General features: G+C 55.3%; 27 protein-coding genes. 7 read left to right on the top strand and 20 right to left on the bottom strand.

Annotation, left to right across the window (positions count from 1 at the left end; genetic code table 11):
* Window positions 1-92 precede the first annotated feature (92 nt).
* The gene (locus BUB55_RS00140) at window positions 93-953 is read left to right on the top strand and encodes a fibrobacter succinogenes major paralogous domain-containing protein (RefSeq protein ID WP_073187129.1); all 861 of its coding nucleotides are present in this window, start codon (window positions 93-95) and stop codon (window positions 951-953) included.
* Here the strand turns inward: BUB55_RS00140 and BUB55_RS00135 are convergent.
* From BUB55_RS00135 to BUB55_RS00080, 12 genes are read right to left on the bottom strand one after another with little or no spacing between them, the layout of a single operon-like run.
* Window positions 950-2386, bottom strand: a complete 1437-nt coding sequence (locus tag BUB55_RS00135; protein WP_073187127.1) for an NADH-quinone oxidoreductase subunit N — start codon at window positions 2384-2386, stop codon at window positions 950-952. The genes BUB55_RS00140 and BUB55_RS00135 overlap by 4 nt on opposite strands.
* Window position 2387: 1 nt before the next feature.
* Window positions 2388-3917: a complex I subunit 4 family protein gene (locus BUB55_RS00130; protein ID WP_073187125.1), complete on the bottom strand. Its 1530-nt coding sequence runs from the start codon at window positions 3915-3917 to the stop codon at window positions 2388-2390.
* 6 nt (window positions 3918-3923) lie between these two features.
* The gene (nuoL, locus tag BUB55_RS00125) at window positions 3924-5885 is read right to left on the bottom strand and encodes an NADH-quinone oxidoreductase subunit L (protein WP_073187123.1); all 1962 of its coding nucleotides are present in this window, start codon (window positions 5883-5885) and stop codon (window positions 3924-3926) included.
* Window positions 5878-6183, bottom strand: a complete 306-nt coding sequence (gene nuoK, locus BUB55_RS00120; protein WP_073187122.1) for an NADH-quinone oxidoreductase subunit NuoK — start codon at window positions 6181-6183, stop codon at window positions 5878-5880. The genes nuoL and nuoK overlap by 8 nt, the downstream gene beginning before the upstream one ends.
* Window positions 6180-6740, bottom strand: coding sequence for an NADH-quinone oxidoreductase subunit J family protein (locus BUB55_RS00115; protein WP_234971726.1), 561 nt, complete (start codon window positions 6738-6740; stop codon window positions 6180-6182). The genes nuoK and BUB55_RS00115 overlap by 4 nt, the downstream gene beginning before the upstream one ends.
* Window positions 6741-6775: 35 nt before the next feature.
* A complete protein-coding gene (locus BUB55_RS00110) occupies window positions 6776-7249 on the bottom strand; it encodes a NuoI/complex I 23 kDa subunit family protein (RefSeq protein WP_073187686.1) in 474 nt (157 codons plus the stop codon).
* A gap of 3 nt (window positions 7250-7252) precedes the next feature.
* A complete protein-coding gene (locus tag BUB55_RS00105; protein WP_073187120.1) occupies window positions 7253-8374 on the bottom strand; it encodes a complex I subunit 1/NuoH family protein in 1122 nt (373 codons plus the stop codon).
* A gap of 3 nt (window positions 8375-8377) precedes the next feature.
* Window positions 8378-9514, bottom strand: a complete 1137-nt coding sequence (locus BUB55_RS00100; RefSeq protein ID WP_073187119.1) for an NADH-quinone oxidoreductase subunit D — start codon at window positions 9512-9514, stop codon at window positions 8378-8380.
* Window positions 9511-10770 (bottom strand): NADH-quinone oxidoreductase subunit NuoB, encoded by a 1260-nt coding sequence (nuoB, locus tag BUB55_RS00095; RefSeq protein ID WP_073187117.1) that lies wholly within the window; start codon window positions 10768-10770, stop codon window positions 9511-9513. Before nuoB ends, BUB55_RS00100 begins: the two co-directional genes overlap by 4 nt.
* Window positions 10761-11141: an NADH-quinone oxidoreductase subunit A gene (locus tag BUB55_RS00090; protein ID WP_073187115.1), complete on the bottom strand. Its 381-nt coding sequence runs from the start codon at window positions 11139-11141 to the stop codon at window positions 10761-10763. The genes nuoB and BUB55_RS00090 overlap by 10 nt, the downstream gene beginning before the upstream one ends.
* A 15-nt stretch (window positions 11142-11156) precedes the next feature.
* Window positions 11157-11744: a hypothetical protein gene (locus tag BUB55_RS00085; protein ID WP_073187114.1), complete on the bottom strand. Its 588-nt coding sequence runs from the start codon at window positions 11742-11744 to the stop codon at window positions 11157-11159.
* On the bottom strand, window positions 11741-13888 hold the full coding sequence (locus BUB55_RS00080; protein ID WP_073187112.1) for a RelA/SpoT family protein: 2148 nt from the start codon (window positions 13886-13888) through the stop codon (window positions 11741-11743). Before BUB55_RS00080 ends, BUB55_RS00085 begins: the two co-directional genes overlap by 4 nt.
* Window positions 13889-14115: 227 nt before the next feature.
* Between BUB55_RS00080 and BUB55_RS00075 the strand changes: the two genes are divergently transcribed.
* Window positions 14116-15747 carry a glucuronyl esterase domain-containing protein gene (locus BUB55_RS00075; RefSeq protein ID WP_073187110.1) on the top strand — a complete coding sequence of 544 codons (1632 nt, stop codon included), beginning with the start codon at window positions 14116-14118 and terminating at the stop codon, window positions 15745-15747.
* A gap of 54 nt (window positions 15748-15801) precedes the next feature.
* Here BUB55_RS00075 and BUB55_RS00070 read toward each other — a convergent pair whose 3' ends face one another.
* The 7 genes from BUB55_RS00070 to BUB55_RS00035 all read right to left on the bottom strand — a co-directional run bounded on the left by BUB55_RS00070 (window position 15802) and on the right by BUB55_RS00035 (window position 21443).
* The gene (locus tag BUB55_RS00070; protein ID WP_073187109.1) at window positions 15802-16878 is read right to left on the bottom strand and encodes a TIGR04133 family radical SAM/SPASM protein; all 1077 of its coding nucleotides are present in this window, start codon (window positions 16876-16878) and stop codon (window positions 15802-15804) included.
* Between the two features lie 2 nt (window positions 16879-16880).
* Window positions 16881-17585 carry a hypothetical protein gene (locus BUB55_RS13890; RefSeq protein ID WP_143152816.1) on the bottom strand — a complete coding sequence of 235 codons (705 nt, stop codon included), beginning with the start codon at window positions 17583-17585 and terminating at the stop codon, window positions 16881-16883.
* Window positions 17586-17633: 48 nt separating this feature from the next.
* Window positions 17634-18710: a TIGR04133 family radical SAM/SPASM protein gene (locus BUB55_RS00055; RefSeq protein WP_073187103.1), complete on the bottom strand. Its 1077-nt coding sequence runs from the start codon at window positions 18708-18710 to the stop codon at window positions 17634-17636.
* A gap of 34 nt (window positions 18711-18744) precedes the next feature.
* Window positions 18745-19116 (bottom strand): hypothetical protein, encoded by a 372-nt coding sequence (locus BUB55_RS00050; RefSeq protein ID WP_073187101.1) that lies wholly within the window; start codon window positions 19114-19116, stop codon window positions 18745-18747.
* Window positions 19117-19118: 2 nt separating this feature from the next.
* Complete coding sequence (locus tag BUB55_RS00045) at window positions 19119-19808, bottom strand: hypothetical protein (RefSeq protein ID WP_073187100.1); 690 nt, start codon at window positions 19806-19808, stop codon at window positions 19119-19121.
* Window positions 19809-19919: 111 nt separating this feature from the next.
* A complete protein-coding gene (gene thrH / locus BUB55_RS00040; RefSeq protein ID WP_073187098.1) occupies window positions 19920-20537 on the bottom strand; it encodes a bifunctional phosphoserine phosphatase/homoserine phosphotransferase ThrH in 618 nt (205 codons plus the stop codon).
* A gap of 27 nt (window positions 20538-20564) precedes the next feature.
* A complete protein-coding gene (locus tag BUB55_RS00035; RefSeq protein WP_073187096.1) occupies window positions 20565-21443 on the bottom strand; it encodes an Hsp33 family molecular chaperone HslO in 879 nt (292 codons plus the stop codon).
* Window positions 21444-21490: 47 nt separating this feature from the next.
* Between BUB55_RS00035 and BUB55_RS00030 the strand changes: the two genes are divergently transcribed.
* The 4 genes from BUB55_RS00030 to BUB55_RS00015 all read left to right on the top strand — a co-directional run bounded on the left by BUB55_RS00030 (window position 21491) and on the right by BUB55_RS00015 (window position 24370).
* Entirely contained in the window at window positions 21491-22036 is a 546-nt protein-coding gene (locus BUB55_RS00030) for a DJ-1 family glyoxalase III (RefSeq protein ID WP_073187095.1), read from the top strand.
* Between the two features lie 63 nt (window positions 22037-22099).
* Entirely contained in the window at window positions 22100-22579 is a 480-nt protein-coding gene (locus BUB55_RS00025; RefSeq protein WP_073187093.1) for a hypothetical protein, read from the top strand.
* Window positions 22579-23652 (top strand): NAD-dependent epimerase/dehydratase family protein, encoded by a 1074-nt coding sequence (locus BUB55_RS00020; RefSeq protein ID WP_073187091.1) that lies wholly within the window; start codon window positions 22579-22581, stop codon window positions 23650-23652. Before BUB55_RS00025 ends, BUB55_RS00020 begins: the two co-directional genes overlap by 1 nt.
* The gene (locus BUB55_RS00015) at window positions 23645-24370 is read left to right on the top strand and encodes a glycosyltransferase family 2 protein (protein WP_073187089.1); all 726 of its coding nucleotides are present in this window, start codon (window positions 23645-23647) and stop codon (window positions 24368-24370) included. The genes BUB55_RS00020 and BUB55_RS00015 overlap by 8 nt, the downstream gene beginning before the upstream one ends.
* Before the next feature lie 3 nt (window positions 24371-24373).
* Here BUB55_RS00015 and slyD read toward each other — a convergent pair whose 3' ends face one another.
* On the bottom strand, window positions 24374-24979 hold the full coding sequence (slyD, locus tag BUB55_RS00010) for a peptidylprolyl isomerase (protein ID WP_073187088.1): 606 nt from the start codon (window positions 24977-24979) through the stop codon (window positions 24374-24376).
* Window positions 24980-25151: 172 nt separating this feature from the next.
* Here slyD and BUB55_RS00005 point away from each other — a divergent pair, with 172 nt between their 5' ends.
* The gene (locus BUB55_RS00005) at window positions 25152-25736 is read left to right on the top strand and encodes a hypothetical protein (RefSeq protein ID WP_073187086.1); all 585 of its coding nucleotides are present in this window, start codon (window positions 25152-25154) and stop codon (window positions 25734-25736) included.
* Window positions 25737-25783 lie beyond the last annotated feature (47 nt).

Genomic DNA, 25783 nt, shown 5'->3' with positions numbered 1-25783 from the left:
CATATGGATATATGTGGCCGTTTGCACTGGTCGGCAAACGAAAATAGTCTTGATTGATTTTATATTTAAAAACGGAACGAACGGAGATGTGTATGAAAAAATGGGTTGTTTTGCTTGTGATGGCGTTTTTTGTTTTGGCGGCGTGTGACAACGAAAGCTCGCCAGTATCGAGCCGCGACAACGAGAAGCCCGTTGATGAGTCTTCTTCTAGCGCTGAGGATTCTACGGTCAGGGAGAACTTGTCCAGTGCCGCGGACACTTCCATTGAAAGTTCTTCGGCAACAAGCAGTAGCTCTTTGGCAGAGGCCATCCCGCCGTGCAATGTGGACGGCAAGGATTCTTGCGAATACGGCACGCTGACCGATTCCCGCGACGGACAGACTTACAAGACGGTGAAGATTGGGGATCTCGTTTGGATGGCGCAAAATTTGAACTACGCCTACTTAAAAGCGGCTGAGGGGCAGGATTCTTCAAGCTGGGTTTACCGTGATACGACAGACGACTGGTGTGAAAAAGGCGGTGCGGGCACATGCGACAAGTACGGACGCCTGTACCTGTGGAGTGCCGCCATGGATAGCGTGTGTCCCAAGGGTTGGCATTTGCCCTCCAACGAGGAGTGGTCGGCCATGTTTATGGGAGTGGCTGGAAGTGGCGTGGAGAAATATGTGGATTTCGAGTGGATCGAGGCTGGGACTGCCCTTAGAACCACGGGTGGATGGAAAACCACCGTTGATGATGGTTTGGATTCCTACGGATTTTCGGTCCTCCCGGCAGGTTTCCGCAATGATGACGGCTTGTTTACCTATGCAGGCGAATCGGCGATTTTTTGGAGTTCCACCGAGAAGTCGTCCAAGGATAGCTTTATTTGGGTGTTCTACCGCGACTATACTTACGTTTACCAGGACGAAAAACCGAAGAACTACGCTTATTCCGTCCGTTGCGTCAAGGACTAGAGGCTAAATCCGGCAAAGACATTGTCGCTCAAGAACGGCAAAAAGCCGATGCACACGACGCTGACGGAGAGAAGGAACACGACCGCGCGCTGGCGCTTGGTGAGGCGTAGCGGGGAGAGGCGGCCATCGGGTTCGTCGACCCAGGCGCTTTTGATAAGCTGGATGTAGTAGAACAGGGCGAGTACGTTGTTCAAGACGGCGAAGGTGACGAGCGTGTAGTGCCCTGTGGTCGCACCGCTAAAGAACAGGTGGAACTTGCCAAAGAATCCGGCGAGCGGCGGGATGCCTGCGAGGCTGAACATCGAAATCGCCAAGGCAATCGCAAGGTACGGGTTCTGCTTGGAGAGCCCGCGGAGCGAGGCGAACGTTTCTTCGCGGTGGTGGCCGATGATGCCGAACACAAAGAAGGCGAGGTAGTTCGATACCGCGTACACAAAGAGGTAATACACGATGGCGGTCTTGCCAATTTCGGCAGGGCCGAGGAGCGCCACCATGATATAGCCTGCCTGCGCAATGGAACTGTAAGCCATAAAGCGGCGGAGCCTGCTCTGCTTGAGGGCTCCCAGGTTGCCTACGAACAGCGTGACGCCCGCGAGGAGGGCGATGAGCGGGGCGATTTGCTCTTGGATGGGAGCGAGAGGACCATAGACGAGAACGGCGAGGAACGCGACGGCGGTCGCCTTGGAGGTGACAGAGAGGACCGCGGTCACGGGCGTCGGGGCGCCTTCGTAAACGTCGGGTGCCCAGGTATAGAACGGGAACAGCGTGAGCTTGAAGCCGATGCCGCAGAACAGGAACAGCACGGCGACCCACAAGAGCGGTGTCGGGCCTGCGGCCACGGCGGCCTGGATTTCGCTAAAGCGGAGCCCGCCGGCAAAACCGAACAGGTAGCTGAAACCGAACAGCTCGAAAGCGGTCGCTACGGAGCCCATCAAAATGTACTTGGTCGCCGCTTCGGAACCCATCTGGTCCTTTTTGTTCCAGGCGGTGAGGGCGTACATGGGGATGGTCGCGATTTCAAGGCCGAGGAAGAACGTGAGTGTATCGCAGGCGCTAACGACAGTGATGCCGCCAAACGTCGCAAACGCGATGGCCCCAATGAATTCGGCAATCTGGTGCATTTGCGGCTTGCCGTCGGCGCCGTGCTCAAAGTAGTCCTTGGAAAGCCACACGCCCAAGATGGCCGAGAGCACAAGCACTTCGCGCATGAGCACGCCAAAGTCGTCTACGCGCCAGTTGCTAATGAAGAACTGGCCGTCGCCCGTTGCCAAGGGGATGAGGTTGAGGAGTGCAAAAATGAGGATGAGTCCGATGTTTGCGATGCGCCAGGGCACCTTGGACCTGAAGTCGCAAAAGAGTCTGCTCCCAATGACAATAAAGGGGAACGCTAAAAGCAGCAGGTCGGGAATAATAAAGCTTGGCATCGAAATCATCTTAACCTCCTACGGCGGGCATGGCTGCCGCAGAAATCTTGGCGAAAATCGGGGCGATGCTCTGGTCGAGGATTTCTGAAATCCAGCCCGGGCAAATACCAATAAACAAGAGGCATGCGACAAGGACCACAATCACGAGTTTTTCGCGGAGGCAGCCGTCGGTGAGGCTCTCGTACTTGGCTGGCATGTTGCCATGGAGCATGCGGTTCGCAGTCTGCAAAATGTAGACCGCGGTGGTCGTAATGGAGAGGATGGCGAGCACGGTCACCACGCGGGTGAGCGTGGAATCCTGCTGGAAGGCGCCAATAAAGATGGTGCTCTCGGCAATGAATCCCGAGAAGCCGGGGAGGCCGAGGCCCGCAAAACCGGCGAGCACAAAGCCGACTCCCAAGAAGGGCATTTTGCGCATGATGCCGCCCATCTCGGTGATGTCACGGGTGTGCGTGCGTTCGTATATCATGCCGATGGTCGCGAAGAAGAGCCCCGTGAGGAAACCATGCGAAATCATTTGCAGCGATGCACCGCGGAGACCCACCGGAGTGAGGGCCGCGAGCCCGAGGAATATGAGACCGAGGTGGCTGATGGAGCTGTAGGCGGTGATGTACTTGAGGTCCTTGTGGCGAATCGCGATGAACGGACCGAGCACCACGTTGAAAATCAGTAGTGCTACAACATAGGGCAGCCATATTTTGGCGGCCTCGGGCATGAGGAACATTGCCACGCGCAGGCAGCCGTAGGCGCCCATCTTCATCATGACGCCTGCCGCAAGCATCGAGACTGCGGTGGGGGCGGCAGAGTGACCATCGGGGCTCCAAAAGTGGAAGGGGAAAAGACTGCTCGAAACGGCGAAGCCCATGAACATGAGCGGAAACGCCCACATTTGAAAATCCATGGGGAGCGGGACTTTCGAGAGTTCCATGAGGCTCCAGCTGTGCGCCCCACCTTCAAAGTAGAGGCCAAAGAGCGTCGCTAAGATCATCGAGGAGCCAAAGGCGAGCGTCAAGGTGAGCTTTTTACCGCCGTAATCGCGGCGACCCGAGCCGTAGCAGGCGATCATCAGGTACATGCACAGCGCTTCCATCTCGTAGAACACAAAGAAGAGTACCAGGTCAAAGCTCATGTAAACGCCGTAGACGCTCGTGGCCAAAATTTGGATGAGCGCAAAGAACACCTTTTGGTTACCCTTGATGTTCCAGCTGACCAGGACTCCCGCCCAAACGATGAAGGCCGTGAGCGCGAGTAGCAACATGTTGAGGCCGTCGGCGCCCACAATGTAGTGGGCGTTGAACGCGTTGAGCCACGGGATGTCGGTAAAAAAGCGGAGCAAAAGCGGGGCGGCGGCCTCGTTGGCGGGAGTGCCCATGAGCGTGTAAACGCGGTAGGTGAGGAAACAGACAATGGCAAGGACGAGCGTCGCCGAGGTGGCGTGGAGCGCCTTGAGCATTTTGTCATGTACCGCCGGGATGGGGGCGCACACAAGGACGGTCAGCAGTGGAATTACCCAGATCGAATTGAAGAGTATCGTTTCCATAATCGCCTACAGGGGAAGTTGACCAAAGAATCGCCAAATGAGGACGCCCACGATGAGGGTGCCCAGGTAGAATGGAAGGTAGCCCGCTTGCGCAAGGCGCACTAGGTCGCCCAGCTTGTGGATGAACCAAACGCTAAAAGCGAGGAGCCCTTCGATTACGTAATCGTTAAACGCGCGAGCCGCACGGGCGACTCCGCCAAAAATGAACTGGCGCACGACCGCGTAGTACATCTCGTCAAAGTAGAACTTGTGGTAGACGACTTTGTAGATAGAGCTGCGATTGGATTCGTCGAGCGCACGTTCCACTTTTGCCTTGGGGCTTGCGTAAAGGAACCAGGCGACAAGCAGAGCCACGATGGCGATGCCGACAGCCGCAAAGGGAATCCAGCCGCCCTCGGCAAGGCGCAACAGTTGCGGCACATGAAGCCTGCCCGGGGTAAAGAACTTTTCGAAGAGCCCCTTGCACAGAATGCCGCTGAGCAAAGAAGGTATCGCGAGGATCACAATCGGGAGGGTCATCGCAAAATCCTCGTGTACGTGGCCCGCCTTGACGCCCTCGTGGCGTGGCTCGCCGTGGAAGGCGAGGAAGAACAGACGGAACATGTAGAACGTGGTAAGGCCGCTTGTGAGGAGGGCGAGACCGAGCACGACTTGGTGATGACCCTGGAACGCCGCCAAAATGATTTCGTCCTTCGAGAAGAATCCGGAGAACGGCGGGATGCCCGAGATGGCAAGGATTGAAATGAGCGTGCAAATATAGGTGACGGGCATCTTTTTGCGGAGGCCGCCCATGGCGTCGAGGTCGTTTGTATGGACCTGGTGGATGAGGCTTCCCGCAATGAGGAACAGGCTGCACTTGAAGAAGGCGTGCGTAAAGATGTGGAAGGTGCTTGCCGTCCACCCGGTTACGGCGACAACCTGGTTGATTTTACAGGCGCCCAGGGCGAACATCATGTAGCCCAGTTGCGAGAGCGTGGAGTAGGCGAGAATCCGCTTGATGTCTTTTTGTGTGCAGGCGATAACCGCGGCAAAGACCATGGTGAAGGCACCTACCCACAAGATGAGCGTGAGTGTGTTTTCGCAAATGGCGAAGAACGGGAACAGGCGCGCGACCAAGTAGACGCCGGCGACGACCATCGTGGCGCTGTGGATTATGGAACTCACGGGCGTCGGGCCTTCCATGGCGTTGGGAAGCCAAATATGCATGGGGAACATGGCGGACTTGCCCCAGCCGCCGGTAAAGATGAGCACGGAACCTATCACGAGGGCGGTGGACTGCTTGACTTCGCAGATTCCCAGGTTGATGGTTGCGGTCTTGAATGCCGAAAGGCCGAGCGAGTTCAAAACGCCAAAGTCAAAACTGCCGACCACGTAGCTCACCATCACGATGCCGAGCAAAAAGAAACTGTCGGCAAAGCGGGTGAGGATAAATGCCTGCTTGGAGGCGCTCACGGCGGAGGGCTTGTGGTACCAGAAACCGATGAGCAGGTAGCTCGAGACGCCCACGAGCTCCCAAAAGATGAACATCTGGAACAGGTTGGTGGCGACGACGAGACCGAGCATGCTGAAGCTGAACAGCGAGAGCAGGCTAAAGAACCTCCCCGCGGAACGGTCTTCGCGCATGTAGCCAATGCTGTAGATGTTCACCATGAAACTGATGAAGGTGACGACCACGAGCATCATGACCGAGAGGGGATCCACGAGCATGCCGATTTTGGCGACCAGGTCGCCTACGAACGGGATAAAGACGTACTCGAAGAGCGTCGCCTTTTGCGGAGCGAAGTTCGAACTAAAGTAGTGGACCGCGATGGTGATGGCGCTTGCGGCGGCAAGGCCATTGCAGGCGACCGCGATGGCGGCTGCCGCCTTGTCGAACTTGCGGTTGTGGCAAAGGAAGAGCCCGTTCACCACGAACGAGAACAGCGGCAGTAAAAAGATCAGGTAGCCTAGAGTGACGTCGTTAATCATGGAGGTCCCTCAACTGGTCTGCGTCAAGGCTCTTGTGACGGCGGTACATGCTCACGATAATCGCAAGGGCGATTGCCATTTCGCACGCCGTTACGGCGATGACAAAAATGCTGAAGAGCGCACCCGCGGTGGCGTCGTGCGCGGTAAAGTAGGCAAAACTGATAAAGTTGATGTTCGCGGCGTTGAGCATGAGCTCAATCGAAATGAGCATGCCAATGAGGTGGCGCCTGCGCATCAAACCCCACACGCCAATGCCGAACAACAAAAAGGCGAGAATTAGGCAATTCATCAAGGTCATTTGCCGGCCTCCTTGTTTTGGGAAGCGGGTTTGATTTCGGCTTCCGATTCCTCTTTGGTCTTGCGGGCGATGGTGATGGCGCAAATGAGCGTCATCAAGAGCAAGATGCTCACAATTTCAAAGGGGATGATAAAACCGTCTGGACCGTAGCCCAGCAACCGCATGGCAAACGGTTCCAGCCCTGCAAAGCCCTCGGGGGCGTTTGACGTGCCACTGGCGAGGTCGGGGATTGGTAAAATGCACTTGATCATCACGAATACAAATGAAATCGAAATGGTAAATGCCGCAAAGAATCGAGGAATCTTGGTAGAGAAGGCGTCTTCGCCTAGGTGGCTCGTGAGGAGGATGGTGAATACCACGAAAATCACGACGCCGCCGATGTACACCATGATTTGTGCCAGGGCGACAAATTCAGCGTGCAAAAGCAGGTAGAGGATCGCGGTTCCCACAAACGAGAAAATGAGGAAGATGGCGCTTTGCAAAATGTTCTTGACGGCGACTGTCATGACAGCCATGATAATCATGGCAATGGAGACAGCATAAAATGCGATGTCCATGCCCCCGAGGGGGAAGTTTAGCGGAAAGTCTGGCATTATCCCTGTCCCTCCTTGTGGTTCAAAATCATCTCGAGGGTTGTCGGGTCCGTTGTCGCGACCTCGAAATCCTGGTTCATGCGGATGGCGCCAAAGGGACATGCCTCAACGCAAAGACCGCATTGCATACAACTGGCAAAGTGGTACAGGTAACGTCCCAAAACTTTTTTGCCGGCGATATTCTTTGTGGGGAGCACATTGATGCTCGCGTTGGGACAGGCGCGTTCGCACATGCCGCAGGCAGTGCAGCGGTTTTGCCCGTCCTCGTCCTCGATCATTTCGAGTCGACCGCGGAAGCGCTCGTGCATTTTGAGCGTCTTTTTGTTTTCGGGGTATTGTTCTGTAACAATGCGCTTGGGGTTAAAGAAGTATTTGAGAGTGACCGAGAGCCCGCACAAAAGGCTCCAGGGACCAGTGATGCAACGTTTGAGGTAACGCTTAAGGTATTGAGATGTAGTAATCGGTTCTGCCATAAATTACCCTACCAAAGCGATGTAGGCGGCTCCGGCCACCAGCAAAACAAGGTTGACAGGCAACAGGAATTTCCATTCGAAGTCCATGAGCTGGTCCACGCGAGGACGCACAAACGTCCAGCGGACCATCATGTAGCACCAAATCATAAAGTAGACTTTTGCAAAGAACCACACGACTCCCGGAACCATGTTCAGGTATTGGTCCACAAAGGCGATTCCGATGCACGGCGGCAAAAAGCCTCCCAAAAAGCAGGTCACCGCGAGTGCCGAGTTCGTAATGAGGGCTATGTATTCTGCCAAATAGAACATGGCGAACGGTGTGCCGTTGTATTCGGTGTGGTAACCGCCAGTAAGTTCCTGCTCGGCTTCGGCGATGTCGAAGGGGGCGCGGTTCATTTCGGCGGTGCTTGAAATAAAAAACAGAATGAAGGCGATGACCCCGAGCACGGGAATCTTGAAAATCCACCAGTCAAACAGGGTGCCTTCCTGCCCAAGTGTGATGGTCATGAGGTTCGTGGATCCCGAAATCATCACCACAAAGAGGAGGATCATGGCAAACGAGATTTCGTAACTGATCATTTGGGCGCCGCTGCGGAGGGCTCCCAGGAGCGAGTACTTGTTGTTGCTGCTCCAGCCGCCCAGCAAAATGGCTAGCACGCCAAAGCCGTTCACGGCAATGATCAGCGGGATTCCCATGGGAACGTCAGCGACGACCAGGTTGCGGCCAAACGGGATGAGCGCGCAAACGAGGAAGGGAGCGATGAGCACAATGAGGGGCGCCAGGTAGAACATGATCTTGTCGGCGCCGCTTGGGGCGTAGACTTCTTTAAAGAGCATCTTCAAAACGTCGGCGATGGTCTGGATGGTGCCGTGCCAGCCGAGACGCATGGGACCAAGGCGACATTGCACGTGGGCGCACACTTTGCGTTCCATGTAAATGAGGATGGGGGCCGAACCAATGTTCACAATGCACACCGCGACAATGCAAATGAGGGCGTTTACGAGGAATGCCGTGATGCTGTTGAGCGTGTCCGATTGTAGGCTTGCGGGCAAATAGGCCGCAAGCTTGGGTACAATGTCGCGAACAAAGTCTCCGACGGGGTTTGTAATGCTGGGAACAAACATGGGCTACCTGTCAATCTCTGGAATCACGGGGTCGAGCGTCGCCAGGATGGTCACGAGGTCCGAAATCTTGTGGCCTTGCACCATCTTGTTGAGCGCCGCGATGTGCGGGAAACTTGGCCCGCGTGTGTGGATACGGTACGGCTTGTCGCCGGTCGTGGCCGCGACCACGTAGGTGGCGTAAAGCCCCTTGGCGGTCTCGATTTCGCTGTAGTAGCGGCCCACGGGGAGGCGTACCGGTTTTTCTTTGCTGCGCCAAGGCCCGTCTTTGGGGAACTTGTCCACGCATTGGCGCAAAATCTTCATGGATTCGTGGATTTCGGCGATGCGTACCGTGTAGCGGTCGTAGCAGTCTCCGTTGTAGGTCACAGGGACTTCAAAGTCGAACTGGTCGTAAATGCTATAGGGGTTCGCGCGACGCACGTCAAAGTTCACTCCGCTAGCACGGAGCACCGGACCCGAACATCCGTAGGCGATGGCGTCCTCTTTGGAGAGGTAGCCTATGCCCTTGCTTCGCTCCAGCACAATGATGTTCTTGGAGAGGAAGCGTTCGTAGTCCTTCATGGTGTCGTCCATGTGGTCCAGGAACGCCTTCACGCGCGGGATGAACGTATCTGGCACGTCAAAGCGGCTTCCGCCGGGGCGGAAGAAGTTCGTGGTAAGGCGGGAGCCCGTGACTTCTTCGAGGATGTCGTGGACCATCTCGCGTTCCTTGAAACCGTACAGCAGGCAAGTTTGGCCGCCCAGATCGCCGCCAAAGCAGGCGAAAAAGACCATGTGGCTTGCAATGCGGCCCAGTTCTTGGAGCATCACGCGAATGTACTCCTGCTTTTCGGGGACGCCCACGTTCATGCCTTTTTCGAGCGCGATGACCACTCCCAGGTTGTTCTGGATGGCGGTGAGGTAGTCTTGCCTGTCGGAGAGCGCGATGTACTGCAGGTAGGTCATGGACTCGGCCTGTTTTTCCATACCGCGGTGGATGTAACCAAAGTGCGGCACCAACTCGATGATGGTTTCGCCTTCCATGCGCAGTGCAAGGCGGAGCGCACCATGCGTACTCGGGTGCTGCGGCCCCATGTTGATGAAGAATTCTTCGGTATTGGTTTCGCGTTGAATGCGGAATCCAGGAGGGAGTGTACTCATAGGGGCCTCCTGATCATTTCGGGGTGCGTAAAGTCTTTTCTCAATGGGAAGCCTACAAAGTCCTTGTCGAGGAATATGCGGCGCAGGTCGGGGTGTCCCTCGAATCCGATGCCGAACATGTCGTAAACCTCGCGTTCCTTGAATTCGGCGGCAGGGTAAATGCCGCTGATGCTGGGCGCTGTCGCCAAGATGGATATGGGACGCTTTTCTTCTTCGATGCTAAAGTCCTTTTTGAGTTGCAGGCATAGGAACAGTTTGTGCCCAATGTCCATGCTGCGGAGCTGCGTCACCATGTCAAAGTGGTCGTCGTAGTCAATGGCGGTCACGTCAATGAGGTAGTCCATCTTGAATTCGGGATCGTTCTTGATGAACTCTACCATGGGGAGGTAGTCTTCGGGTGCGACCATCACTTCGAGGGGGTGGTCGGCAGGCATCGCCGCCACGATGTCTTCGATGGGGTCTTCGCTGTGCGTGTGTACGGTCACGTTCGGGAACTTCGCACGGAGCTTTGCAAAAAGTTCCGCCTGTGTGAGCCCCAGGCGCTTGAACGGTACGCGTTCCACTTCGGGGAAGTCCTCTTTTTTCACACGCACGGGTTTGAAGCTCGATTTGTAGTCGGGATGCTCCTCCTTGAACTTCGCGCGAACCTCCGCCATTTGCTCGTCCTTCATCTCTTCGAGGGCGGCCCAGGTCTTGGCGGCTTCGCGGTAGCGGTCCATGGTGCTCACGTCGCGGGGCTCGCCTTCGTGCCACGGGTTGCGGCACGTCTCTTTTAATATTTTGTCGCGGAGGGTGAGTAGCCCGTGGAAAAGTGCCTCGGGTCTTGGCGGGCATCCAGGGACAAAAACGTCGACCGGGATCAGGTTCTGTGCGCCGCGCACTACAGAGTAGTTGTCGTAAATGAACGGCCCGCCGCTAATGGTGCAGGCGCCCATGGCGATTACGTATTTGGGGCCGGGAATCTGTTCCCACAGCATCTGGATGGCGGGTGCCATGCGGCGGGTGATGGTGCCTGCTAAAATAAACAAGTCCGCTTGTCTGGGGGACGAGCGGAACACTTCACTGCCAAAGCGGGCAATGTCGTAGCGCGCCATGGAGCTCGACATCATTTCGATGGCGCAGCAGCTTGTGCCGTAGGTGAGCGGCCAAATGGAGTTGGCACGGGCCCAGTTCACCACGTAGTCGATTGCGTTCACGACGTACTTGCCGCCGGGAATCGGGTCCAGGATCTTGGGTGCGTAATTGATTATTCCCATTTGAGAATTCCTTTTTTCCAGGCGTAGGCGAGGCCAGATACAAGGATAGCCATAAATATCACGAGGTCAATGACGACAATCGCGGGCGCGAGCGGGGTTTGCCCCGCCATAATGGCTTTGAAGTTCATCATGACCGGGAACAAAAAGAGTGCTTCAATGTCGAACACGAGGAAGAGCAAGGCGAACAGGTAGTAGCCCACCTTGAATTGTATACGCGCGTTGCCGATGGTCTCCATGCCGCATTCGTAGGGGGCCATCTTGTTCTTGGTGTTCTTTGTGCGGTAGCCGAGCACAAGGCCGGTGACTGTCGCCGCTGCGGCGATGAATGCACCTAGGAAAAGGAAAATGGATAATATTATGTATTCTGACATTCTCTTGCCTTTCGCCTAATAGAAGTTCTGTAGATCCTGTACGGTGCCGAACAGGGTGTTGCCAATTTGGAATCGGTCCAGTAGGTGCTTGAGCAGGTCGCGGAACTCGTCAATGGTCGCTGCCGACATAGCTGTAAGCTTTTCTTGGATGGAGTTGACAAAGCCTGTACGAACTGGCTTTGATTTCATGTCTTGCATGGAGGTTCCCCAGTCGTGTACCATCTTGTCGGTATCGAGGCGGGCAATGATGTAGCGGATGGTGGAGAGCAGTTCCTGCAAAAAGTGGACGAGGAAGATTTCCTCTTGCAAAATACCCCAGCGCTTGTCCTTGGAATACAATGTCGCGTAGTCCGCCTTGCCATAGAAAATGGCCGCCTGCGCGTATTCAAGGCAGGTGGTAATCAGGCGCTCGTAGCGGCGTACTTCCTTGGCGAGGTTCTGCAACCACGCCTGGTCTATTTCGCCGGTGGATTCCGCCGTGGAGTCGGCGGGCAACAGCGCACGGAAGGCGTAGTACACCTCCTCGTAGTAGCGGTTGCGCATGCGGCAGTTGAACGCACGGTTCTTGAGCGTGTAGTCGCTGTGGTGCAGGGGGGTAATCATGCCTTGGTCACCTCCCTAACGCCATGGATCTTGCGTACGTGATTCACGTAGCTGTCGACCTGGTCCTTGCGGAACGCCTTGAACTCCATGCGGATTCTGCCCGAGAGTTCGGTGCTCGCGACGCTCATGCGTTCCAGGAACAAGCCTGCGTTTTTGAGGGCCTGCAATACGTCGAGCGTAATGTTTTTGCGGTTGTCGGTGTCGATGGTGAGGTGCGTCATGAACGGCTGTGAAACGTCGGCGCTCCAGTCCACAGGCAAAAGCTGCTCCACGGGGAAGTCCTTGAGGTTTGGACAGTTCACGTTGTGGACCTCGATGCCTATTTTGGGACGCATCACGCCCACAATCTGCTCGCCGGGTACGGGCCCGCAGCATGTGGCAAAGTGGATGAGCAGACTCGTCTCGTGGCCGATCATTAGGGGCATGTCGTCCCGGACAACGTTTTTTTTGTCCTTGTTGAACGTGGGGAAGAACCGGAGCGCGGTCGCGTCCTTGTTGTTGATGTCTTCGCCCGTCAAAAAGCGGTGGACGTCTTGCAGGGGGAGCTCTCCCTGCCCAATACGTTCAAAGAAGTCATCCATGCTAAACGTCCCAAAGTACTTGTTGATTGCCTCTTCCTGGGGGCGTTTGTCCTTCTCTATTTTGGCCATGCGGAGTTCGCGAGTCCAAATTTCCTTGCCTAGGTCCAGAGCTTGCTGGGTAATACTCGTCTTCATCCACTTGCGCAGTTCCTGCTTGGCTTTGACTGTCTTGACCATGTCGAGCCATTCGGGGCTGGGCTCCTGGGCGGGACTCTTCAAAATCTGGATGGTGGCGCCGTGGGGTACGGGCTTGTCGAGGCTCACCACTTCTTCGTTGATCTTTGCGCCAATGCAGTGGAGCCCCAGTTCGGTATGCACCGCGAAGGCGAAGTCCAGCACGATGGCTCCGTCGGGGAGTTCGATGGAGGTTCCCTTCGGGGTGAATACGGTCATGCCCTCGGGTTTGAGGTCCACCTTCAAAAAGTCCAGGTACTCCTTGCTGTCGCTAATTTCGGATTGCAACTTGACCATATGGTCGAGCCAGGCAAGTTCCTCGCCCTCGTGCTGGGTTTCCATCTTGTAGGCCCAGTGGGCGGCGAATCCCTTTTCGGCGGTCAGGTCCATGTCCTTGGTGCGGATCTGCACCTCGACCATTTTGTTCTCGGGGCCAATGACCGTCGTGTGGATGCTCTGGTAGAGGTTCGGCTTGGGCGTCGCGATGTAGTCCTTGAAGCGACTCTGGAGCGGGGTCCAAAGGTTGTGTACGTAGCCCAGTGCCAGGTAGCACTCGGGGATGGTCTCCACGATGATGCGGATGGCGAATATGTCGAAGATGTCCTCGAACTGGCAGTCGCGGGCGATCATCTTGTTGTAGATGCTGTAAATGTTCTTGGTGCGCCCCTGGATGGTGCAGTCGAAGTCCTCGAGAGCCATCTTAATCTGGAGCGGGCCGATCACCGATTGCACGTACTTTTCACGCTTGTCCTTGCCCTCGATAAGGGCGTCCACCAGCTTTTGGTATTCCACCGGGTTCACGTACTTGAAACTCAGGTCCTCGAGTTCCGTTTTGAGTTTGTACAAGCCAAAGCGGTGGGTGAGCGGCACGTAAATGTCCAAAGTCTCCTGGGCAATCTGCTTGCGCTTTTCGGGCTTCATGTATTGCATGGTGCGCATGTTGTGGATGCGGTCTGCAATTTTGATCATGATGACGCGCGGGTCCTTGGCCATGGCCGAGATGAGCTTTTTGTAGGTGCCCGCTTTTTGCGCGGTCTTGCTCGCCTCCTGGACGGCGGTGATCTTGGTGACGGCGTCCACCATGAAGGCGGTGTCTTCGCCGAATTTTTCAGAAATTTCTTTGAGTGTGTGCGGGGTGTCTTCCACCACGTCGTGCAACAGGCCGGCAAGGACTGTCGCCTGGTCTTGTTTCAGGTCGGCAAGGATTTTGGCGACTTCGTAGGGGTGTTCTGTGTACGGCATGCCGCTCTTGCGGTACTGGCCGTCGTGGGCATCGGCGATAAAGGCAACGGCGCTCTTGAGAACACCCTCGTCCAGCTCGGGGTTCTTTTTTAAGAGCACACTCACGATGTGCTCTTCATTGGTTGTCAAATTGAGCGTATCCATCATATACAATTTATTATTATCTCCCGACAAAAAAGCTTTTTTGGCAAAAATAAGCCAAAAATAAGGTCTTTTTAGGCTTTATCCGCCCTTTGTGGCTCACACCGACGGCTCCAGTACGTTGTAACGTCGAACAACGCTTTGTCGCAGGGGCGTATTCTTGTTTAAAATGCGCAAATCTATTTTATAAGCACCTTTAAGACCGAATTCACGGTGTTAAAAAGGGGTTGGTTATGAATAAAAGGAAATTCTTATTTCCGGTGGTTTTGGTTGCTATCGGAATTTGGGCCTGCGGTGACGATAATGCTGCCGCCGCAGATGAATGTGCCACACCAGAATGCACTGCGGTAACTCCCGATCCGGGCAGTTCCTCCGATGTGCTTGGACCAGCGTCCTCCGCGGTCACTGATCCGAACGACCCGTTCGCACAGGTGAGCTCTGCGGGCATGGATTTGCCGTTGAGCTCCGATGCGGCTCAAGATCCGCTGAGTTCTGTCGCAGTAGTTCCGCCACTTTCCGTGACCGATGCGGGGCCTGGCTCTTCCGCGACGGCTCCCGGTTCCTCTATATCGTTTCCTCCGGTATCCTCGTCTTCTGAGCACGGCTATTCGTATACCAATCGTTCCTCGTCTAGCGCAGTCCTGCCGCCGATGAGCAGCTCCGTTCCCACGGAGAGCTCCAGCAGCACCATTGTGACGCCGATTCCGTCAAACGACTTCGTGGAAGACCACCGTAGCGAATGCCAGATTGGCAATATTCCCTCTAGCGTAAACAACGCCAAGCTCCCGGACCCGTTCATGGGCCTCGACGGCAAGAGGATTTCTACGAAGGCGGAATGGAAGTGCCGTCGTGAAGAAATCGGCGCCATGTACGAAAAGCTCATGTTCGGTACAAAGCCGCGCAACCCGGAAAAGGTGGAAGGCAGCTATTCCGGTGGAAAGCTCACCATCAAGGTGACCGACAAGGGCAAATCCGGTTCGTTCTCCGTGAAAATCAGCAACGCGGGTACGAAGGACAATCCGAAGCCGGCCATGATCGGTTTTGGCGGTGGCATGATGGGCGGTTGCGGAAGCCTCGGCAACGCGACGAACGGCCTCGACATCGCCCAGATTACCTTCAACCCGGATGACGTCGCTCCCGAAAGCGGTGGCGGCATGTTCTTCCAGCTTTATAACCAGGGCCAGGGCACCATCATTGCATGGGCATGGGGCGTAAGCCGCATTATCGACGCTCTCGAAAAGACTCCGGAAGCGGGTATCGACGTGCATCACCTCGCCATGACAGGTTGCTCTCGCTGGGGCAAGGGTACGCTTGCCGTGGGTGCATTCGATGAACGTATCGCCCTTACTATTCCGCAGGAATCTGGTTCCGGTGGCGCTTCCCTCTGGCGCGTGGGTGCCCAGGTCAATAAGCAGAAGGGCAAGCAGTTCGTGCAGGGCCTTGCTAGTGCAGGTACCGAAGGCAAGTGGATGATTTCTAGCTTCAAGAACTACGATGGCAAGGAAAATACACTCCCGTTCGACCAGCACATGCTCGTGAGCATGGTCGCCCCGCGTGCGCTCCTCATCATCGATAACGCTGGTCAGGAATGGCTTGGCGAAGTACCGTCGAACTACTGCGGCCAGGCTTCTCTCGAAACCTACAAGGCTCTCGGCGTGACGGAAAACTACACCTACAGCCAGGAAGGCGGTCACGGTCACTGCCAGCTCCCCAACGGACAGTTCGACGAGGTCAAGGACTTCATGAACAAATTCCTGCTCGGCAAGGACGCCAATACGGGTAAGATTGATTACAGCAAGAACACCCAGACCATCAACTTCAGCAAGAGCGAGTGGATTGACTGGGATACGCCGACTTTGAAGTAAGCTTTATTTGAAGGTACAGAAGAGCGGGATCGACTTTTTGTCGGTCCCTTTTTTTTACACGCCAGCGGCTTCGAGTCTCGCTACGTGGCAGTATGCAAGTTCCTTTGTCTTTTCGTCACGTAAATGCAGGCTGGAGCCTTCGCAGTAGCGCCAGTATTTGCAATCCTTGCATTCGCCGATTTTTGCCCAGCTGCGGTCGCGCATCACCTGGTAGCGGTTCTGCCATACATCCCAGAAGTCGTCCTTGTAGATGTTGCCTTGTATGTAATCGCCACGGAGGCTCGGGCATGCCGAAATGCTCCCGTCGCAAAGCACCGATGCGATGTTCACTCCCGCCCAGCAGAAAAACGGGTTGTTGCGGACGATTTTTTCGTAGCTTCCGAGGAACCCTTCGCAGTCGTAGTTCACGTTGATCATCTGCTTCTTTTTCGCTTCGCGGATAAATTCAAAAGTTTGGCGGAACTCGTCGTTCGTGAGCATGAACAGCGGGTTGTCCTTGGCGCGGCCCTTCGGGAACACGTTCGAGACTCTCCAGTTCCTGACTCCGAGATTCACGAGCAGGTTGTGGATGCGGGGGAGTTCGCTTAAGTTCTTCTTGTTCACGCACGTCATCACGTCGAAGGTGAGTTCCTCGACGCTTGCCGCCATGTGGATTGCGCGTACGGCGCGTTCAAAGCTGTGGGGGTTTCCGCGGAAAAGGGTGTGGTTCTCTTCGAGGCCGTCCAGGCTGATGGTGAGCGAGCGAAGCCCTGCGTTCATGAGCTTGGCAAAGCGTTCGGGCGTAAGAGCAAGTGCGTTTGTCACCATGCCCCAGGCGTATCCGCGCCTTTTGATTTCTTGCCCGCATTCCTCGAGGTCGGCGCGCATCAGGGGCTCGCCGCCGGTAATCACCACGGCAAAATTCTTGGGGTCGATATGTGGGGCAATGCCGTCGAGCACTCGGAAAAAGTCCTCGCGGGGCATATCGGGGATAGCATCGGCCACGCAGTCGCTACCGCAGTGCTGGCAATGCAAATTGCAGCGCAACGTGCACTCCCAAAAGAAGTACGTGAGCGGGTGCGCCTTGATTTCGTTATGACGGTACAGCCTGTGTGCTTCGAGCGCAAGTTTCTTCTTGATGCCAAGCTTCATTTTTATTGGGGGCGAGTTACCATATTCGAAATACCGTATAAGGGCTGGGCTTCCACGAGGGTGTCGGGCCAGCAGATGTCGCTCGGGCATCCGTACAGGTCGACGGCACCATCCAGAATGTCATATTTGGAGCGGAACTCGGCAGCTTTGTAGATTTTGCCGTCATCACACTTGTAGGTAGTGTCCTTGACAATCACGACGCCGTACTTGGCGCAGACATCGCCGGTGCATTCGGGGGACTGCATGGTTTCGGAAACTATCTCGTCGCAAGTGACGCCGTCATCGCAAGTCAGCTTAGAACCGACTTTTTCGCAGGTAGCAGACGGCATCAAGACGCCGTACTTTGCCGCGACCATGCTGGAGCTCATCGGTACGCCATACTTGGGCGCAATCATTTCGGCGCTGGAACTCCTGGCCGTGGAATTGGAACTCCCGATGTTAGGGGTGTCGGAGGAGCTGGCCGCCGAAGTCTCGGTGTCGGAACTTTCTGCAGCCGCTACGGACGAAGCCGGATTGTCGGTTGCGCTAGATTCCGGGGCTGTTTCGGTGGAACTGGAAGATGTGCCTCCGGTCACGGCGCTGGACTTCGGGGCTTCCACGGAGGAACTGGACTCGGGCTCATTGCTTGCCGAGGCCGTATCGTCGCAACTTGCCCAGAAGAAGGCGGTTAGCGAAAGTAGGATTTTTTTCCAGTGTTTGTAGAGCATTTTAGACTCCTTTGGATCCGTTTAAACTTAATATACACAAAAAAAATTTTATGCGCCAGCGTCTTCCAAGCGTTTTACATGGCAATAAGCCAATTCTTTCGTTTTTTCGTCGCGGAGGTGCAGGCTGGAGCCTTCGCAGTAGCGCCAGTACTTGCAGGTCTTGCAGTCGCCGATTTTTGCCCAGCTGCGGTCGCGCATCACCTGGTAGCGGTTCTGCCACACATCCCAGAGGTCGTCCTTGTAGATGTTACCCTGGATGTAGTCGCCGCGCAGGCTCGGGCAGGCAGAAATGCTGCCATCGCAAAGCACGGAAGAGACGTTCACGCCGGCACGGCAGAAGAATGGGTAGTTGCGCGCGTCCTTCTCGTAGCTGCCGAGGAAGCCTTCGCAGCCGTAGTTCACGTTGATGACGTTCAGTTTCTTGACTTCGCGGATGAAGTCGAACACCTGGCGGAATTCCTGGTTCGTGAGCTGGAACAGCGGATTGTCCTTCGCGCGGCCCTTCGGGAATACCGTCGCGATGCGCCAACGCTTCACGCCGATTTTCAGGAGGATGTCAAGAATCTTCGGGAGCTCCTTGAGGTTCTGGCGGTTCACGCAGGTCATCACGTCGAAGGTGAGGCCTTGCGTGTGGGCGGCCATGTCGATGGCGCGGAGTGCGTTATCGAAACTCGTGGGGGCGCCGCGGAAATGGTTGTGGCTTTCCTTGAGGCCGTCCAGGCTAATCGTGAGCGAGCGCAGCCCGGCATTCAGCAGCTTGGTGTAGCGTTCGGGGGTCATCGCAAGGCCGTTGCTGACCATACCCCAGGGGTAACCACGCTTCTTGATTTCCTGGCCGCATTCCTCGAGGTCCGGGCGCATCAAGGGTTCGCCGCCGGTAATCACCACGATAAAATGCTTCGGGTCGATGTGCGGGGCGAGTTTATCCAGCACGCCCATGAAGTCTTCGCGGGGCATGTCTGGGATGGCGTCCTTCACGCAGTCGCTACCGCAGTGCAGGCAGTGCAGGTTGCAGCGGAGTGTGCATTCCCAGAAAAAGTACGTGAGCGGATGCGCCTTGATTTCGTTGTGGCGGTAAAGGCGGTAAGCTTCGAGAGCGAGTTTCTTTTTAAGAGAGAGTTGCATAAAAATGTGAGGTGCGTAATGTGAAATGTGAAGTTTAGTGGATGCGCTCACTTTCGACGTAGTATTTTGACTTGAATTCGTCTTCGGTGTAGACCGTCTTGTTGTCCTTTTCATCGCGACAGTCGAAAGTTTTCGTTTCGTCGTCGGTCGATTGGAAACAGGTGACGTCGTCTTCACAATAGTACGTGTCCGTGCACGCGGGGTACGACATGGTGCAATTCTCGAAGTTCCCGGCAATCGCATCTTCCTCGTTTTCGCAATCGTAGAAAATACCATATTCGGGGCATATCTGTTCCAATTCGCACGCAATCAGTTCCTTGCTGTCGCTAGATGAATCGTCACTGCAGCCGCTCCAGAGCATGGAGCAGAGGCTCAATAGAATTTTTTTCCAATGCTTCTTAATCATAGTTATTCGTCAGTCTCGTCAGCCTCGCCAGAAAGACACTTGTTAATCCGTTCCTGGATTTCCTTCATCTTGTCTTCGTAGACCTTCTTGAGTTCTTCGTCCAGAGCGGGCTTGTTCGCCTCCCATTCCTCCTGCATCTTCAGGAACTTGGCGTATTCTTCGCTGGGCCTGATGGTGCCGTCGCTGCAGAATTCTACCGCGTTATTGATGATGGTCGGGGCGCCGTAAAGGGCCACGAACCTGTCTAGTTCCATGCGCAAATGTTCGAGGCACACGGGTGTTTCCGCCAAAGTCGGCGCGATGGAGTCTATCTTGTCTACGGCATCGTGCTTGGCCGCTTCCTCTTTCCAGAATTTGGCATTGTCTGCACTGTAATCGTTGGGGAAATACGATACACTGGAATCCATGGGTACACACGTGAAGTCTACTTCTACGCCGTAGGCGGGCATGATTTTTTCGAACACGCTGCTGGAACTTTCGGGTTTGGCCGCCTCGGAACTCGACGAAGCGGTTGTTTCGCTGGAACTGGACTGTACATCATTTGCGTCGCTGCTGCTTTCGGGTGCAGGCGCACAAATATCGTCGGGACAGCCATAAAGAACGACTTCCGATGAAGATGCTGAATCGTCGCAACCAGCCCAGAACAGGGCGGTCAGCGCAAGTGCAAATTTTTTCCAATGCTTGTAAAGCATAAGGCCTCCTTTTTATATCTCATATAAGTATAAGTAAAAAAAGAGCCTTCGTAACAGTTGTGTAAAAAAAAGTGATGTAGTTTGCAGGAAAACGCTTGTGTTATTTTGTTTTTACAGAGTTTCCTGGAATTCGTGGAACTTGGCGAGAAGTTCGTTGTACGTGTGGGTGGCCTCTAACTGGGGGAACTGCGCCACAATGGAGTCTGGGGCCCTAAAGAAGACGCCCTTGTCGGCCTGCTTGAGCATGCCCGTGTCGTTGAAGGAATCGCCGCTGGCAAACACCTTGAAGTTGAGCTGCTGCAAATGCTTGACCACGGTGGTCTTTTGGTCGCTTAGACGCAGGTGGTAACCACGGATGCGGTCATTTTCGACTTCCAGGTTGTGGCAGAAAATGGTGGGGAATCCGAGGTTCTTCATGATGGGGTAGGCAAATTCCTGGAACGTGTCCGAGAGAATGATCACTTGCGCTTCGTCGCGGAGTTTGTCTGTAAAGTCGCGAGCCCCCTCGAGCAAGCCGAGGTTTGCGATGACGTTCTGGATGTCGCTGAGCTTGATGCCTTCGCGGTCAAGAATCTTGATGCGCCCCTTCATGAGCACGTCGTAGTCGGGGATGTCGCGCGTGGTGAGGCGGAGGTCCGCGATGCCCGTTTTTTCGGCGACGGCAATCCAGATTTCGGGGGCGAGAACGCCTTCCAGGTCCAGTGTGACAACGCATTGCTTAGTGAACATAATTCAATTCCCGGTGTTGAATGTGTTTTACTTGGAGCGGCTTTTGATTATCTCTCTTAGGTCGTCGATTGTAATCTTGTATTTGCGACGGCAAAAATCGCATGTGACGTCGAGGTCCTCTCCGTCCTTTTCAAGTTCTTTTAGATCGTTGAGCGGGAGGGCGGCAACGGAGGCTTCCATGTGCTCTTGGTTGCAGGGACAGTAGGCCTTGGGCGTGATTTCGCGGACGATGTCTATTTCGTAAGGGCCGCGAAGCTGGTCCAAAAGTTCGTCGAGGTCAAAACCCTCGGCTTTGTACAGCTCGTGGAACTTGGGGAGGTTCAGCACGATTTGCTCGAGGAGCATGATGTCCTTTTCTTCGAGGTCGGGGAACGCTTCGATGTAAAAACCGGCGGCATAGTCGAGCTTGCTCGGGTCTGCCTTGCTGAACTGCGCCTCGATGCCCACGGCGGAGCGCACCTGCTCGGACTGTAGCAAGTAGGTGGCGAGGTTCTGCCCCATGGAGATGCCCGGTGCCTCGATGATGCTCTCGTGGACGCGTTTGCCGTTCTCGTCAATCTTGATGACGTTGATGGTCTGCGGGATAATGGCGGGTTCATTCGCCCCGACGGTCTGCAGTTCCTCTTGCGGGATCATTGCTCTCATGAGGCCCATCGGCGTGGAGTCCGACTGGATGCAGCTGATTTCGCCGCTAAACTTAGTGGTGAACGTGACGGTTCCGGCGTACTTGAGCCCGGCGCTCAAAAAGAGGCTTGCGATGGTGTTCTCGGCGAGCAGCTTGAGGGAGTAGCCCTTGGCGTTGTGCATGGCGCCGATTTCGTTCATGGTGGCGGTCAAGTCGACCACGATCAGGCGGAAGGGCGCCTTTTTACCCGTGGCACGAATAATTCTATCCTTGAAATTCATGCGCGCAAATATAGCATTTATTTATATTTAAGGCACAAGGAGGCTTTATGCAAGTACTATTCCTTATGGCGGACGGGTTCGAAGAAACGGAGTTTGTCACCCCGTTTGATTACTTCCAGCGGGCGGGAATCCAAGTGGCCCTGGCTTCGGTCTCGGGGGCGTCGCAGGTGTGCGGGGCTCACGGGCTCAAGATTGAGGCCGATTTTGCCCTCAAGGGAGCCGACATCAGGCCTTTTGACGCGGTTTGCCTCCCAGGCGGAGGCCCCGGCGTGCAGAACCTCAAGGCAAGCGATGCGGTCGAGGCCGTGGTCCGCCAGTTCTACGGCGAAAAAAAGTGGGTCTTTGCGATATGTGCGGCTCCGCTCGTGCTGAGCAAGGCCGGGATATTGGGCGACCGAAGGGCTACGTGCTTCCCCGGTTGCGTGGGTGAACTTGTTTGCAAGGAGTTCTCGGAGGACCGCGTCGTGGTTGACGCCAATGTGGTCACGAGCCGTGGTGCAGGGACTGCCGAGGAATTCGCGTTCGAGTGCATTGCCCAGCTGGGCGGGCGGGATCTTGCCGAGAAAATCCGGCATCAGGTCGTCGCCCGGTAGTCCGTTTTTGTATATTGGGCTTAAAAGAAATCACCAAATAGCGTTTTTAAACTAGGAGAACATATGAAAATAGCCTATGCATTGATGTTCAGCGCGATGCTTGCTTTTGTCGCCTGTGGCGACGATTCCTCTTCGTCCTCGGTTCCGGAGTCTTCGGATTCCTCCAAGCCAGCTTCCTCGAACGATAATGCCAACTTCGACTGCACGACCGACAGCGTGAAGGTCGTCGCTCCGGCAAAGGGTGACGAATTCAAGGTTGGCGATACCATCGCGGTGGTGTTCGGCAGCAGTCTGGACTTTGGCGGATTCGGCATTGAATACCGCTTTGACGGCGGCGAAAAGAAGATCGGCCTTTTGGAAGAAGCTGTGGATGGCGAAACTGATGGCAAGACCTGCAACGAAGTCAAGGTCGTTTTGAGTGTGGAATGCGAAGAGGATGAAGAATGCCCAAGTATTGCCGCCGATGACGCCTACATTCGCGTTTACCCCTACAGCAAGCAGGCAAAGGGCTCCAATTCCGGAACCATCAAGGTTACGGAATAATGAACCTAAGGTTTGACGACCGTAGCATCACCGTGGCCGTGGTCGGCTGCGGTGGTTTTATTGGTAGTCATTTGCTTCAGGCCATTTTGTGCCGCACTCAGTGGCGCGTTTTTGGCGTAGACCTGGACTTTTACAGGATCCAGGACAAGCTGAACGACGAACGTTGCGAATTTTTGTGCGGCGACCTTGCCGATGTGGCGGTTGTGGAGCGCATAGCGCAGTTCCCTGTAGTGGTGAACCTTGCCGCCATCTGCACGCCGAGCCGTTACATGGCGGAGTCAGCGACGGTCATCCGCAGCAATTACGACCATCCGGCGGCACTTGCTGATGCCTGTGCCAAGTCGGGTTCGTGGCTTGTCCATTTTTCAACATCCGAGGTGTATGGCCGCACGGCAGCTGATTCGGGACTGCTCGAAGAGGATTCGACCCCGGTGACGTTTGGGCCTGTGACGGCGAGTCGCTGGAGTTATGCGACGGCGAAACTCTTGACGGAGCGCTATATTGCTGGGCTTTCCGGGCTCCGCTGGACGGTTGTCCGCCCGTTCAATTTTGTGGGACCGTACATGGACTTTATGCCGGGTGTGGACGGCGAGGGAATCCCGCGCGTGCTGGCGAACTTCTCCAGTGCTTTGGTGCGTGGCGAGGCTCTCAAGCTTGTGAACGGCGGTAAGGCACGCAGGTGCTTTACCAGCGTGTTCGATGCCATTGACTTTATATTCGCGCTTTTCCAGGTTGCGGGTTCCGCTGGTGACGAGGCGCCCGCTCTTGGCGAGGTTCCTGCGGTCTATTCGCAGGCTTTTAACGTGGGTAACCCTGACAACGAGCTGACCATCGCCGAACTGGCGCAAAAGATGCGTGAGATTTATGCCGAAATCCGTGGTGTCGGTGTCGAAAGCCTGCCCGCACCGGTTGCCGTATCGGGCGAGGAATACTACGGCGAAGGTTACGACGACTCCTTGCGCCGCTTGCCCAGCGTGGCGAAGGCGGAACGCTTGCTCGGATTCCGCGCCAAAACGCCCATAGACGTGTGCCTGCGCGATTCGCTCTCGTGGTTCGCGGAGCACTATGCCTAGGGACGTCTTTATTTTTGTGCCGGCGTATAACGTCGGCAAAACTCTCCATGAAGTCCTTTCGAAGGTGTCGCCTGCGATGTATGCGCGTTCGCAGGTGCTTGTGATTGACGACGGCTCCAAGGAGCCGGTAGCGCTGGAACCGTTTGATGGTGAGGGGGCTTGGCAAATTTTATGCCACCGGTTCGAAAACAACCAAGGGTACGGGGCTGTCGTTAAGTTCGGCCTTGCCGCAGGGCTTGCCGCGGGTGCCAAGTATATTGCGTGCCTGCACGGGGATGGGCAATACCCTGCCGAAAAACTGGACGAATTCATTGCCGAGATGGAACGTAGGGATTGTTCTGCCCGTGGACTTGCGTTGTTGCAGGGCTCTCGGCATGCGGTAGCCGGCGGTGCGCGCCGCGGCGGGATGCCTTTGTACAAGCGCCTGGGCGGGGCGTTTCTCACCGCGCTCGAGAATGTCGCCTTCAAGCAAAAACTGACGGACCGCCACAGCGGTTACATCGTCTATAACGCGGAATTCCTAAAAACGCTCGACCTCGAAAAACTGAGCCCGAGTTTCGACATCGACCTGGAAATCATTTCCATCGCCGACGCCCGCGGGTGGCGACTGGCCGAACTCCCGATACCTACGCGTTATGCCGGCGAAAAATCCAACTTGAATGTAGTGACCTACGGCCTGCGCGTCTTGCGGCAGGTCGTGCGCAGGTTCTTTCGTTAGCAATTAGGCGTTGCCGTGGTGCTTGTCGTGGTTGGGGCAGCCGCAGCCACCCTGACCGTCGCAGTTTTCCTTGTGGCCTTCGCCGCCGCATTCGCATTCGTGGCCTTCTTCGCCACACTTGCATTCGCCGTCGCCCTTGCCGCCACAGCAGCAGTGGCCCTGCGGGTTGAGTTCCTCTTCGGTAGCCTCGCGTACGCTCACCACCTCGATGGCGAAGTTCAGGTTTTTGCCGGCGAGCTCGTGGTTGGCGTCGATCACCGCCTTGTCGCCAGAGACGCTCTTGATGCGGATGGGCATGGGGCCTGCTGGCGTCTGCGCGTAGAACTGCATGCCGACTTCGACCTTTTCCACTCCCTGGAACACGTTCAGCGGGACTTCCTGAGTCATGCGCTCGTCGTAAATGCCGTAGCCTTCGGCCGGGATGACCTTCACGTCGAACTTGTCGCCGACCTCGTGGCCTTCCATGGCCTTTTCGAGCCCGACCACGATCATGTGGGCGCCCTGGATGTACTGGAGCGGTTCGCGACCTTCGGAGGAATCGATGACGGCTCCTTCGTCGGAGGTGAGGGTGTAGTGCATCTGGACTACGGTCTTTTCGGCGATTTTCATGATTTTTCCTTGTGTGGAGGGATTTAAAAGTGGGCTAAATATAGAAAAATGCGATATACTACGTGGTAGAGGAAGAGTTTTTGCACGAAAATGACAATTGTTATTATAAAAATGTGCTTGAAGCTTTCTTTTTGGTTATATTCTTCTTAAACACAAGAATCAAGGAGTAAATATGAAGAAATTGCTTTGGACTTGCGCCCTCGCTTTGACCGCCATGGTGTGCCTGACCGCCTGCGGCGACGATGATAGCGGCTCAGGCGCTGGGAATGTGAACGACCTCTATACCTGCGATATTAAGGATAACAAGGTCGTTGTCAAGCAGAACGCGGGGGAATACTCGGTTACGATGACATATACCCATAACGAAGATGGCACCATGACTTCACGTTACGAATACGGTCCTGGAATTTCTGATGTATGTGCTGGTCCTGTACCGAATGAAGTTGACGATGAAGATGCTGAAATGACTTGTAAAGATAACGTACTTACGGTTAAAACTCACTATGATGTGACAGCGAAGGAATTTAAGGATTTTGCCTTCGCCGCGACGAAGGCTTGCGAATACCCTGCAGCGGGTGGCAAGGATACAAAGCCCTCGGATGATGATGACGAAGCCGGTACGGATGACGATGGTGATGAAGGCGGCTCCGATGGTGACGGCGATTCTACCGATACCCCGACCGAAAACGATCAAGGCGGTTCGACAGACGAATTTGTCCCTTTTTTAGTTGAAAATCCAGGTCTCCAACTGGTGTAAATCTAGGCTATTAGCGCTTCATTGTCAAGTAGTTTCATGCTCTTTTC

Origin of the sequence: Fibrobacter sp. UWP2 (assembly GCF_900141705.1) — a bacterium.
Taxonomy (GTDB): domain Bacteria; phylum Fibrobacterota; class Fibrobacteria; order Fibrobacterales; family Fibrobacteraceae; genus Fibrobacter.
This window is presented reverse-complemented; position numbering and strand designations above follow the sequence as displayed.